The organism is Hyphomonas sp. ske169 (genome assembly GCF_056850855.1).
The window spans coordinates 3,212,502-3,225,400 of record NZ_CP096146.1; the positions used below are offsets into that span (position 1 = coordinate 3,212,502).

Consider the following 12,899-nt stretch of genomic DNA (forward strand, 5'->3'; position numbering starts at 1 on the left):
CGCCGGTTTGTTTCAGATGCAACAAAGGCGATGGGCGAGACCATGTTCGATAATCCTTCATTCGACAATCACGAAGGCGTCCACTTTTTCAGTGACGAGGCCAGTGGCCTTCGCGCGATCATTGCCATCCATTCGACGGCGCTCGGGCCATCGTCCGGCGGCACGCGGATGTGGGATTATGCGACCAGCGCCGACATGGTCACAGATGCCCTGCGCCTCAGCCAAGGCATGAGCTATAAGAATGCGATGGCGTCGATCCCCCATGGCGGCGGCAAAGCCGTCATCTGGGGCAATTCGAAAACGGATAAGTCTGAAGCGCTGTTCCGGGCCTTTGGACGCGCGGTTGAAAGCCTGCAAGGCAAATATTGGACGGCTGAAGATGTCGGCATTGATACGGCTGATATCGAAATCGCGGCGCAAGAAACGCGCTATGCGGCGGGCCTGACCACGGGTGCAGCGGCGAGCGGAGATCCGTCGCCAATAACCGCACTGGGCGTCTTCAAGGGGATCCAGCAAACCGCTCGGCGCGCTTTTGGTAGCGACGATTTGAGCGACAAGGTCGTTGCGGTTCAGGGCGTTGGATCAGTCGGCGGCTATGCGTGCGGGCATTTGGCCGAGGCCGGCGCTAAGCTCTTCATTTCTGACATTGACCAAGAGGCCTTAGATCAAGTTGCCAAAGCGACCGGCGCCACGATTGTTGCCCCAGACGAGATCTATGATGTCGATGCCGACATCTTCTCCCCGAATGCGCTGGGGGCGATCATCAATGACGAGACGCTAAAACGCCTGAAAGTGAAAGCCATTGCAGGCGGCGCGAACAATCAGCTCAAAACCCAAAATATGGGCGACAAGGTTCGGCAAGCCGGAATCCTCTATGCCCCGGACTATGTCATCAATGGCGGCGGGATCATCAATGTCGCAGCCGAGATTTCCGGCAGCTATTCGCGCGATTGGGTGGATCAAAAGCTCGACACTTTGATCGATACGCTGGGCGATGTTTTGGACACGGCGCTTGAATCTGGGCGTCCGACGAATGAAGTGGCTGATGATATCGCCCGCGCAAGGATTGCGGCTGCGAAGCGCTAAGCGTCGTCATTCGTTTCTGGCGTAGCGACCGGCGCAGGTTCTGGAACAGGTTCAGGGGTTTCCTGAGGAATTAGCGCGCCTTCACAGACAAACGGCTCTGCCTCGACCATTTGTCCGTCGATCATACGCACAGCTCGAGCGTAGCCGCGCGCGTTCCCAGCGGTGAGGGCGAAGGTGCCTTCGAGCACGTTCACATTGCGTTGATAGAAGGGTAGGTACCCGGTCCAGCTCCGCTGCGTAAGCGTTGGCGCAAGTTCAAACCGGCCTGTTGAGGCTCGATTTGCGCCTTCGAACCGACCCGTCAGGCTGACCCGATTGATTTCCTTGGTTCCGACAAAACTGACAGGAAATCGCCCCCGTGGCGCGATCATTTCGAACGCTTCCTCAATTTTCTCGCCATTGCCGACCACAGGCGCTGCCAAAGGATCGTCTGAGAGAAATACCCGCCAAGCGAGGTGGAGACCAATATAGCGGTTAAAGTCCGCAGTCTCTGTACACGTATCGATATGCCACTCGCCATCGAGTCGAAATTTTTCGTACTGCATCCACCCCGTGACAACCGCTGTGACCGCGGTGAACGCCACAGAGCCATATTTGATAAATTCAATCATAGCCCGTCCCTCTTTGAGGCGAGCTTAACCTAGCATGGCGACTTGGAAAGACCCTGATTATAGCGAGGGCTGAATGGGCCCTTCGGCGCGGCCGTGCACAAACTGATCGACATATTCATTGCCGCTATTGTCGATCTGGCTGGCGGGACCGCGCCAAATGATCACGCCTTCAAACAGCATCGCAATCTCGTCTGCGATTTTGCGAGCGCTGGCCATATCATGGGTGATCGAAATCGTCGCTGCGCCAAGCGCTTTGGCTTGTTCGACAATCAAATCATTGATCGCGTCCGCGGTAATTGGGTCGAGGCCGGTGGTTGGCTCATCGAAGAAGATCAGGTCTGGCTTGGACACAATCGCGCGCGCGAGGCCGACGCGTTTTTGCATGCCGCCGGAAATCTCTGCGGGCGTAAGATCGGCAACATCCGAGCCCAGACGCACCTGTTTGAGCGTTTCGATCGCGCGTTCCTTGGCCTCTTTCCGCTTCATGCCGTCAGAGTTGAGCAAGCGAAACGCGATATTTTCCCAGACGGTCAAACTATCGAACAGAGCACCCGACTGGAACAGCATGCCAATCCGCGCGCGCATGGCTTCGCGGGTTTTGCCTTGCTCGTGCGTGACGTCATTCCCTTCAAACAGGATCTGTCCCTTGTTCGGTGTCATCAGGCCGAGCGCATTTTTGAGCATCACAGATTTGCCGGATCCCGATCCGCCAAGTACGACCAAGGATCGGCCCGGTGCCACGTCTAAGTTCACACCCTTCAGGACCTGTTTCGGACCAAACGACTTGTGAACGTCTTTAAGCTCGAGAAGCGCGCCGGTACTCATGATCCAAAGTTCACCAATAGAGTTGAAATCAAATAGTTGAAGGCGAGGATCAAGACCGCCGCGCCAACCATCGCAAAGGTCGCGGCTCGTCCAACGCCTGTCGCGCCCGCCGAAGATTTATCGCCATGATAGCAGCCCATCACCGCAATCACCGCGCCGAACACAATTGCTTTGATCAAACCGACCGTCACATCCTGCCAGGTCAAGAAATCGAGCGTGTTGCGCAAATAGGTCGTGGAATCGAAGCCGAGCCCAAGCGTACTCACGGCCCATCCACCCATCACGCCGATGATGTCGGCGATGAGCACTAGAATGGGCAGGGTCAAAATTCCGGCCAAGAAGCGCGGCGCGTAGAGATAGCGGAATGGATTGGCACTCAGTGTTTTTAATGCATCAATCTGCTCAGTCACACGCATCGCGCCAATTTCAGCGGCGATCCCTGCCGAGACGCGGCCCGCAAGCATCAAGCCGGTGATGGTGACACCGAGCTCTCTGGTGATCCCTAGGACCACGATGTTCGGAACGAATTGTTCCGCCCCAAAGCGGCTGCCGCCGGAGTAGATGTTCAAAGCTAGCGCGGCGCCGATGAACACCGCTGAGAGGCCAACCACGGGAAGGCTGTAGAAGCCGACCGCGATCATTTGCCGGAGAATCTGTGCGAAATACCAGCGTGGACTGAACGCTGCGCCCATCGTCTTGCCGGTAAAAATCGACAAGCGTCCGATTTCAGACAGCATGCCAAGCGTGGCGGCGCCGAGCCATTGTAGCGGGTTGGGGAGACCGCCTTTAGATTTCGTAGATGCGTTTGACACGGGGCGTCAGTCCTGTGGTGAGTTCGTATCCAATCGTGCCCGCGAGGGCGGCTTGTTCTTCTAATGCAGCGTCGCGCCCGATCAATTGGGCATAAACACCAGGTCTCGCAAGATCCGCGGCATCTGTAACGTCAATTGTGATCAAATCCATCGATATGCGGCCTAAAATTTCGCAACGTTTGCCGCCAAGCATGACAAAGCCCTTATTCGACGCAGCGCGCGGGAAACCGTCGCCATAACCAATTGCCAGCGTCGCCACCAAAGTCCGTGCGTCCGCCCGCCATGTTGCATTATAGCCGATGGTTTCACCCGCTTCGACGACCCTGACTTGTAGGATTGGCGCTTCAAGCGTCATCCCGGGTTTGAGCGTGACGCCTTCAGGCGGACGCCCACCCCCATAAAGCGCAATACCAGGCCGAGAGAGGGCGTGATGAAAGTCCTGACCGAGCCAAACACCGCCAGAATTCGCAAGGCTGAGCGGCACGCCTGGGAAGGCGCCCGAAATCGTTTCCAGCATCGCCGCTTGATGCGCATTCATCCCCGCGTCTTGCTCTTCTGAGCAGGCAAGATGCGACATCAACAAGATCGGCGCTTGGCCTTCGCTGGCTTCGGCGAGCGTTTGTGCGTCGCTGACCGGAAGCCCGAGCCGGTTCATGCCAGTGTCAAAGTGCAAGGCGAAGCCGCGCGGCATTTTTACACCGTCTACCAACCAGTCCGCCATGGTCCGGTATTGGAAGCTTGAATTGACCACTGGGATCAACGCGTTCTCGCGATACAGCGCTTCTTCATCGGGAGACGGTCCATTCAGCACATAAATGTTTGGATGACTGCCAAGCGTCGCGCGTGTGATTTCTGCTTCATAGCTATGGGCGACGAAGAAATGGTCGCATCCAGCGTCGTGAAGTCTCTCTGCGACTTGTGGCAAACCATGGCCATAGGCGTCCGCCTTGATCACCGCTCCGGTCACCCCTTGGGTTTGCGCAGCCCGAAGGGTGCGCCAATTGTCGGCGATGTTTGAGAGGTGGATATGGGCGCGCGGTCTGAGGCTCATAATGGCTCGGATTACAAGGCTTTGCGGCGGATGTAAGGCCTATTCGTCAAAGGCATCCTGCGAGGCGCGTGCGAGATTGCCGAAACGGGTGACATTCGCGTCGAATGACAGAACGACTTTCCCGATCGGTCCGTGGCGCTGTTTGCCAAGAATGACTTCGGCGGTGCCATAGACTTCGTCCATCCGCTGGCGCCAGGACGCCCATTTGTCGGCTGCGGCTGGGTCGCCGCCATCGGCTTGCGGCTCGGTCCGTTCGAGATAGTAGCTTTCGCGATAGACGAACATAACCACGTCGGCATCTTGCTCGATCGACCCCGATTCGCGCAGGTCAGAGAGTTGAGGGCGTTTATCATCACGTTGCTCAACTTGCCTGGACAGCTGTGAAAGCGCGATGACTGGAACGTTCAGCTCTTTGGCCAGCGCTTTCAGCGTGGTCGTAATCTGGGTAATCTCCTGCACCCGGTTCACATCAGATTTTCCGGATGTGCCGGTCAGCAGCTGCAAATAGTCGATAATGATCAGGTCAACGCCTTGTGCGCGTTGCAAGCGCCTTGCGCGAGCTGCGAGCTGGCTGACCGAGATGCCGCCTTGGTCATCGATGTAAAGCGGCAGGTTTTGAAGCTCTTCCGTTGCTTCGCGAAGCGTCTCAAAGTCATGCTTGTCGAGATCGCCTTGCCGGATTTTGTGCGCGTTGATGCTGGTCCGCTCAGCGACAATCCGGGTTGCTAACTGCTCTGACGACATTTCGAGCGAGAAGAAGGCAACCTTGCCACCAGCAATGGTCTTGGTGGACCCGTCTTCTTGTTTCTCGCCGCGATAATCAGCTGCAACATTGTATGCGATATTGGTGACCAGCGATGTCTTCCCCATTGAAGGGCGACCGGCCAGAATGATCAAATCGGATTTGTGCAAGCCGCCCATTTTGTGATCGAGATCATCGAGGCGTGTGGCGATACCAGCAATCTTGCCTTCTCGCTTAAAGGCGGCTTCCGCCATTTGCAGTGATTCAGTAAGCGCTTCCGCAAATGTCGAGAAGCCTCGTCCGGTCGATCCGCGCTCAGCAAGCGCAAACAGCTCACGCTCGGCGAGTTCGACTTGTTGATTGCCGTCCACTTCGCGGTCGTGATGCTGGGCGCGCGATTGCACACCGGCACCGATATTGATCAGCTCGCGGCGCATCGCGAGATCACGAATGATCCGGGCATAATCCTGAACTTCTGGGCCGAACGCGGCGCTATCCAGCAGATCCGCCAAATATTGCGCGCCACCAATCTGGGTCAGGCGCTCATCTTTCTCGAACTGCTCGCGCAAGGTCACGCCATCTGCGACGCGGCCATTCTGAATGAGCATCATACAGGCTTCGAAAATTTCCTGATGTGCGGGGGCGTAAAAGTCGATTGGGCGCAGCAAGTCAGAGACCCGCTGAAACGCATTATTGTCGTACAGAATCGATCCAATGACCGCGGCTTCCGCAGACAAATTATGCGGTAGCTCCGGGGCAGGATCGTCCGGGCTTGGAAGGGTGGCGACAGCGTTGCTCATGACGCCTTATTAACCTTAAACGGGATGAGGCGGCAGTCCCTGGATACAGAAACCCCCCGACAAGCCGAGGTTTATCCACAGCTCAAAATGCACGCAGCGGACTGAACCAAACCGATCTCAATCGATCCCTGGCCTTTCTCGCGCGATACGTTATGTAGCGCCCTTCGCGCGCGCACCGTTAACCACAGATTTGGTCCCTTCCACAATGAACCCGGTTTCTATGCTGTCCAATCTAAGCAGTCCTGCAGCCGTGCACGGTGCGCCGTTTGGCGTTGATATCTTGCGCCTGATTGAAGCGTTAGAGGATCGTGGCAGCGCGGCGCTCTATGTGGCGCGCGACGACAAACAAGCCGCGACTGCGTTGAAGCTGGCGGAGTTCTTTCGGCCCGGTTTAGAACTGATCCGGCTGCCAGGCTGGGACGTGCTGCCTTATGACCGCGTTAGCCCGTCTCCGGCTGTTGCGGCTGCGCGGTGTGCGGCCCTGGCGAGATTGTCTCAACGGGCCGCGAATGCTGAACCTTGCCTCGTCGTCACAACAGCGAGCTCTTTGGTGCAGCGTGTGCCCCCAAAAGAAACGATGCGGGCGAGTTCTCTTTCTGTCTATACCGGCGGGCGTATCCAGCAGGATGAGCTGTCCTCCTATCTCTCCGTCAACGGCTATGTGCGCGTCGCGTCGGTATCGGAGAAAGGCGAATATTCGATCCGAGGCGGTAAGGTGGATATCTATCCACCAACCGGGGAAGAACCGGTGCGTCTGGATCTGTTTGGCGATGAGATCGAAACGATCAAAGCGTTTGACCCCGAGACTCAACTCTCAACCCGCACGCTCAATCGCGTCGCGCTCGCGCCCGTCTCCGAGATTTTGTTCAATGAGCAGACGCTCGGCCTGTTTCGTGAGCGCTATTTGGCCGAACTCGGATCACCTGTCGGCGACCCCATGTACGAGGCCGCACGGGCGGAAATTCGGCGCGGCGGGATAGAGGGCTGGTTATCGCTGTTCCATTCGCATCTGGATACGATTTTCGATTATATCGGCTCAAATGCCCTGATCGGACTGGGTGCTTTGTCTGCAGAAGCGGCCAGTGAACGCCTATCGCAAGCCAAGGATTATTATGAAGCGAGGCTCGAAGCCGCAGGCGAAGAGCGCCAAGCGCGCGTGCTGCCGCCTGAGCAGCTCTATCTTACAGACAGTCAACTTGCTGCGGCGATGCAAAGCAGCGGTGTCGCGCGATTCCATGCCGGGCAGGGCGAGGGCGGCATTGATCTTGGCGGCGCACAGGGGCGGGATTTTGCGCCCGAGCGCGCCCAGCCGGAGATCAATATTTTCGAGGTCGCCGCCGCACATGCCAAAGCCATCCATTCGAACGGCAAAACCGTCGTATTCGGTGCTTGGACCGATGGATCAGCCAGCCGTCTTGAGGGTGTGTTAGAAGATCACGGTCTCCCCGGTGCGACCCGAGTCTATTCGCTCGAAGCAGCTAAGAAGGCCGAGATTGCGATTTGCGAACTCCCGCTCGAGACTGGGTTCGAGACGGATGACCTCGTGATCATCGGCGAACCGGACATTCTCGGCGACCGATTGGCGGCCCCGCGTCGCAAACGCAAAGCAGCGAACTTTATTGCTGAGTCGGCGAGCTTAAACCCCGGTGACCTCGTCGTGCACGTCGATCATGGGGTTGGCCGCTATGTGGGGCTCAAAACGCTCGACCTTGCTGGCGCTGCACATGATTGTCTCGAGCTCGGTTACGCCAAAGGCGATAAAGTCTTTCTGCCCGTCGAGAATATCGATCTGATTAGCCGATATGGCAGCGAGGACGCAGAAAGCGCGATTGATGGTCTGGGCGGGGTCGGGTGGCAGACCCGTAAGGCGCGCGCTAAGAAGAAGATCCTCGAAATGGCGGCCGAACTGATGGCCATCGCAGCGGCGCGCGAGATGCGTAAAGCGGATACGGTTGTGACCGGCGATGGACTGTATGAAGAGTTCGCAGCCCGCTTCCCTTATGAGGAAACCGATGATCAGCTAAACGCCATCGAAGATGTGCTGGGGGACCTCTCGTCCGGCAAGCCAATGGACCGATTGGTGTGCGGCGATGTTGGCTTTGGCAAAACCGAGGTGGCGCTGCGCGGCGCGTTCGTGGCGGCAATGGCAGGACAGCAAGTTGCGGTGATCGCACCCACCACGCTTCTCGCGCGGCAGCACTATAATACGTTCGCCGAACGATTTGCTGGTTGGCCGATCAATGTCCGGCCACTGTCCCGTTTCGTGAGCGCTAAAGAGGCAAGCGAAACCAAAGCGGGCATGGCTGCTGGAACTGTTGATGTGGTCGTTGGCACCCATGCTCTGCTTGCCAAGAATGTTGAGTTCAAACGGTTGGGGCTCTTGATCGTCGATGAGGAACAACGCTTTGGTGTGAAGCATAAAGAGCGGCTCAAAGAACTCAAATCTGACGTTCATGTCCTGACGCTTTCTGCGACACCAATCCCAAGAACGCTGCAAATGGCGCTGACGGGGATTCGGGACTTATCGATCATTGCAACACCGCCCGTCGATCGCTTGGCGGTCCGGACCTATGTCACTGAATTCGATACCGTGACGATTAGAGAAGCGCTGCTCCGGGAGAAGTATCGCGGTGGCCAAAGCTATTATGTGGCGCCGAGAATTTCCGATCTCGACTATCTCGAAAACTTCCTGAAATCGAATGTGCCTGAGGTGAAGTTTTGCGTCGCCCATGGGCAGATGCCATCTGGCGAACTCGAGGATTTGATGACCGCGTTTTATGAGGGCGAATATGACGTTCTGCTCTCAACCACAATTGTTGAAAGCGGCCTTGATATTCCGCGCGCCAATACGCTGGTCATCCATAAATCAGATCGCTTTGGTCTGGCCCAATTGTACCAGCTGCGCGGACGTGTGGGTCGGTCGAAATTGCGCGCCTATGCGTATCTGACGACCCCGGCGGATCGCGTGATCTCACCGGCCGCTGAACGCCGCTTGCGCGTGCTGCAATCGCTCGACAGTTTGGGCGCGGGGTTCCAATTGGCGAGCCACGATCTGGATATGCGCGGCGGCGGCAACCTGTTGGGCGATCAACAGTCCGGTCACGTCAAAGAAGTTGGCGTCGAGCTCTATCAGCAAATGCTCGAAGACGCCGTGAAAGCGCTTCAATCCGGCTCAAACACCGATGAGGAAGTGGCCGACGATTGGTCGCCGCAAATCAACCTGGGGCTCTCAGTGTTAATCCCGAGCGGATATGTTGAAGACTTGGGCGTACGTCTCGGCCTGTATCGTCGTCTCGCCGATCTTGGCACCGAACAAGAGCGAGAAGCCTTTGCTGCCGAATTGATTGATCGATTTGGTCCACTGCCGAGTGAGACCCAACAATTGCTGGATGTCACAGCGGTGAAAGTTGCCTGTAAAGCGCTCGGAATTTCGAAGCTCGATGCCGGACCAAAAGGCGTTGTGGTGACGTTCCGAGACGATACGGCTGTCGACCCGGCGCAATTGATGATGCTGGTGCGTGCACGACCAGGTAAAATGAAGCTGCGGCCCGACAGCAAGCTGGTTGTGATGGGCGTGCCGGTCGATGCGGCGCCGCGCATGAACGCTGTCAAAGGCTTGCTGAAAGAGCTTCAAGCCACGGCGAGTGCGCCCGCTTAAGCGCGACGTTCAGCTGAGAACCCAGACCGCGCAGTAAGGCCGCCTAAGAGCGAGGTCAGTGTGTGGAACTGTCGCTTTTCGATGACCCGCCAAGCCACAGACCGGGCCATGGATTCCTCAATTCGCCGCGCCAAGACCACGGCGCCGCGATAAGGCGTGTCCGGTAGGGTCACGCAAATATGGTTCATGTCTAATCGTGCGGCGAGATCTGTATCGCGCAGCAAAGCTTTGATTTTTTGAGCCACGCCGCGCACATCCTCATCGCCTTTCAGGTCGATCGAAATGACCGATAGCGGCGTCGCCATTTGATCAGCTTGGGCCATTTGCGCTTGCAAATGTGTTTCGAGATAAGCGCGCGACACCAATCCGCTGGTGGCATCGCGAGCGACAGAATTGAATCCGGCTGTCATCTGCGTTGGCATATTCAACTCTGCAAAGGCGGACCGAATGCGGGCGGCGACAGCATCCAAATCGCTCGAAACGTCGATGATTTGGTCGGCTTGCTCGATCAGTTCTTGGTCAAGCAGAACCGAGACTTCCCGGCGTAGGAGAAGCAGTGTTTTCGGCGGGTGCGCGAGCGGGATCTGTTTGATCCGCGCCAAGAGTTTGCAGGCTTCGTCACCCGGTTGAGATGGGCAAAGCGCCAGCACTTTAAAGCGCCCGCTTTCGAGATAGTCTTCGGCGGTCAGACAGCTGATCGCGGCAACGAGATTGATGTTGGTCTCGTTCAGGCTGGTTTTGATCGCGTTTAAGAAAGGCGCATCATGTCCGAGCCAAAGGAGCCGCGTTTTGCCTGGTGTTCGGGCACTTGGACGTTCGATGCCAAACTCCGCGAGCGTTTGCGATCGCAGGTCAATTTCACGGCGGCGCTGTTTCTCGCGCTGGCGAATAGAGATCCGCGCGGCCAATGTGTTGAGCTCTGAGACATCCGTGAGATGAATGTCGGAATGGATCGGCGCCTGGTCTTCGCGGCCCAGGGTGACGATCAGTCTCTGATCACCTGGATCGATGTCCATTTGGCGCGTCGATAGGTCGATCAAAGCTGGCGCCGTGTCTGGCGGCAAATAGTTGCCGCGCACGGGAACAGGCCGCATTCCGTTCTGCCGGAGACGGGCTTGCAGCATCTCCAAACGGGGACTTTCAGATACGACATGAATTATCGGAGCATCAAAGCTTTGATCATTGAACATCATTCGAGTCCCGTGGCGACGTTGCGTCAGCCTTTTCTTTGCCCGCTTGAGTCTTAAAGTCTGGTTGATTGAAGAGGTTTAAACCCGAACTTTAGGGAGAGTGACATGGCGCAAGGGCCGCTATCAGGCGTAAAGATTATCGAATTTGCGGGCATTGGTCCCGGACCATTCTGTGGGATGCTGCTCAGCGATATGGGCGCAGATGTCGTCCGGATCGACCGTGCGGGAAACGCCCGGCCCGGAAACCCCGCAGACGTAATGAGCCGTGGGCGGAGGTCCATCGCCTTGAACCTAAAGGACGAGGGCGACCGCGAGACCGCGCTAAAGCTGCTCGAAAAAGCTGACGGCCTGATCGAAGGCTTTCGCCCTGGCGTGATGGAGCGTAACGGCCTTAGTCCAGAAGTCGTGCTCGCCCGTAACCCGAAGCTGGTCTATGGCCGGATGACCGGGTGGGGGCAGCATGGGGCTCTGAGCCACTCCGCCGGACATGACCTCAACTATATTGCGATTACAGGCGCTCTACATGCGATGGGCGATAGAGATGGTCGTCCACGACCACCGCTCAATTTGATTGGCGATTATGGCGGCGGCGCGCTTTACCTCGCCATGGGGCTGCTCGCTGGCATCATTAATGTGAAGAATGGCGGCGACGGGCAGGTGATCGATTGCGCGATGTCTGATGGTGCCGCGTCTCTCGCGACCATGTTCTATGGCATGCGCGCGATGGGAATTTGGACCGATGACCGCGAGGCCAACCTGCTCGATGGCGGTGCGCATTTCTATGACACTTACGAATGTTCAGACGGTAAGTGGGTGTCGATCGGGTCGATCGAACCGCAATTCTATGCGCTATTGGTTGAAAAAGCTGGCCTCACCGATCCTGATTTCCAGGCTCAAATGGACCGCTCTAAGTGGCCAAGCTTAAAAGAAAAACTTATCGCGGTGATGAAAACCAAATCCCGTGATGAATGGTGCGAGATCATGGAAGGGACCGATATTTGTTTCGCGCCTGTGCTCTCAATGGCTGAAGCGCCGACTTATAAGCACAATACTGATCGCGGCACGTTTGAAACGATTGATGGAGTGGTTCAGCCCGGACCCGCGCCACGCTTCTCGAAAACGCCGGGCGCGATCCAAGGCAAACCAGCCGGAATCGGTGAACATCAAGAAGAAGTGCTCAAAGACTGGGGAATCGCTTAAACAGCGCTACTTGGTTTGCGATAATTGGAGAGCACGATGGGCGCTTTACCCGGAACCACAGGGCGTCGCCGTCTGTATTTGATGCGACATGGCTTTGTTGATTACACCTCGCCAGAAGTGCGTGCCGCTCAGGATCCGAGTATCGCCTACCTGACCGAAACCGGACGCGAGGAGGCAAAAGCCGCGGGAATCGCGCTGTCAGACGTCCACCTCGATGCGGCTTTTTATACCGGCCTTCGTCGCACGCAAGAAACGGCGGAAATCGTGCTGGCACAGCATGATCTTGAGCCGCCGCAGCTTGAGGTTGAGCCGCGCTTTCAGGAATTACGCTCGGGCCAATATATCGACTTCAAATCGCCAGAACATTTGGCGGCGACGATGACGTTTCAATTTGAACAAGCCGGGACGCCCGGGGCGACCTTCCTTGAAGGCGGCGAGAAATTCTCGGACGCGATGGACCGGATCGAAGACGGCTTAAAGGGCTTGTTGTCCCGTCCTGGCTGGGCATCCGCGCTGCTGGTCGCGCATGAAGTTGTGAATCGCATGATCTTGGCTTGGGCGATCGGCGCGCCACTCGGCTCCAGCGCCGGGTTTGAGCAGGATACGGGATGTATAAACATTATCGACTTTGACTTGGTGCCCGATGAACAGGGCAATGCGCGAATCGAGCGGGCAATGATCAAAGCCGTTAACCTGACACCGGCCAATTATCTGAAGAATGGCATGAATCTAAGGTCGCTGGAGGCGATTTTTACCCGCGCAGCTGAATAGGTGTTCAGAAAAGGCCAAATAGCTGGGTCGAATATGAACAGAAAATGAGACCACGCTCCGTCTGCGTTCATCTTGATTAAGCTAAAACATATTTGTCGCCAGGAAGACCGCTCTTTGCGGGAGATCTGGAGACGTCCTTCTTGCTTGACCTTG

At 56.8% G+C, this 12,899-nt stretch carries 10 protein-coding genes; 4 read left to right on the forward strand and 6 right to left on the reverse strand.

From position 1 onward, the window contains the following. The first annotated feature begins 42 nt into the window (after positions 1-42). Positions 43-1,086, forward strand: a complete 1,044-nt coding sequence (locus MY069_RS15700) for a Leu/Phe/Val dehydrogenase (protein ID WP_482796721.1) — start codon at positions 43-45, stop codon at positions 1,084-1,086. Here the strand turns inward: MY069_RS15700 and MY069_RS15705 are convergent. From MY069_RS15705 to MY069_RS15725, 5 genes are read right to left on the reverse strand one after another with little or no spacing between them, the layout of a single operon-like run. Beyond that, the gene (locus MY069_RS15705; protein ID WP_482794731.1) at positions 1,083-1,697 is read right to left on the reverse strand and encodes a hypothetical protein; all 615 of its coding nucleotides are present in this window, start codon (positions 1,695-1,697) and stop codon (positions 1,083-1,085) included. The two genes, MY069_RS15700 and MY069_RS15705, sit on opposite strands and share 4 nt — an antisense overlap. A gap of 57 nt (positions 1,698-1,754) precedes the next feature. Beyond that, entirely contained in the window at positions 1,755-2,522 is a 768-nt protein-coding gene (locus MY069_RS15710) for an ABC transporter ATP-binding protein (RefSeq protein WP_482794732.1), read from the reverse strand. Continuing rightward, the gene (locus tag MY069_RS15715) at positions 2,519-3,334 is read right to left on the reverse strand and encodes an MlaE family ABC transporter permease (protein WP_482794733.1); all 816 of its coding nucleotides are present in this window, start codon (positions 3,332-3,334) and stop codon (positions 2,519-2,521) included. The genes MY069_RS15710 and MY069_RS15715 overlap by 4 nt, the downstream gene beginning before the upstream one ends. Beyond that, the gene (gene alr / locus MY069_RS15720) at positions 3,309-4,385 is read right to left on the reverse strand and encodes an alanine racemase (protein ID WP_482794734.1); all 1,077 of its coding nucleotides are present in this window, start codon (positions 4,383-4,385) and stop codon (positions 3,309-3,311) included. Before alr ends, MY069_RS15715 begins: the two co-directional genes overlap by 26 nt. 39 nt (positions 4,386-4,424) lie before the next feature. Beyond that, positions 4,425-5,927, reverse strand: a complete 1,503-nt coding sequence (locus MY069_RS15725) for a replicative DNA helicase (RefSeq protein WP_482794735.1) — start codon at positions 5,925-5,927, stop codon at positions 4,425-4,427. 220 nt (positions 5,928-6,147) lie between these two features. On the opposite strand from MY069_RS15725, the gene mfd reads away from it, so the two are divergent. Further along, complete coding sequence (gene mfd / locus MY069_RS15730) at positions 6,148-9,585, forward strand: transcription-repair coupling factor (RefSeq protein ID WP_482794736.1); 3,438 nt, start codon at positions 6,148-6,150, stop codon at positions 9,583-9,585. Here mfd and MY069_RS15735 read toward each other — a convergent pair. Next, positions 9,582-10,778, reverse strand: a complete 1,197-nt coding sequence (locus MY069_RS15735; RefSeq protein ID WP_482794737.1) for a diguanylate cyclase domain-containing protein — start codon at positions 10,776-10,778, stop codon at positions 9,582-9,584. The two genes, mfd and MY069_RS15735, sit on opposite strands and share 4 nt — an antisense overlap. A 102-nt stretch (positions 10,779-10,880) precedes the next feature. Between MY069_RS15735 and MY069_RS15740 the strand changes: the two genes are divergently transcribed. Both MY069_RS15740 and MY069_RS15745 read left to right on the forward strand, forming a co-directional pair. Continuing rightward, positions 10,881-11,975, forward strand: coding sequence for a CaiB/BaiF CoA transferase family protein (locus MY069_RS15740; protein ID WP_482794738.1), 1,095 nt, complete (start codon positions 10,881-10,883; stop codon positions 11,973-11,975). Positions 11,976-12,011: 36 nt separating this feature from the next. Beyond that, entirely contained in the window at positions 12,012-12,746 is a 735-nt protein-coding gene (locus tag MY069_RS15745; RefSeq protein ID WP_482794739.1) for a histidine phosphatase family protein, read from the forward strand. Positions 12,747-12,899: the final 153 nt, after the last annotated feature.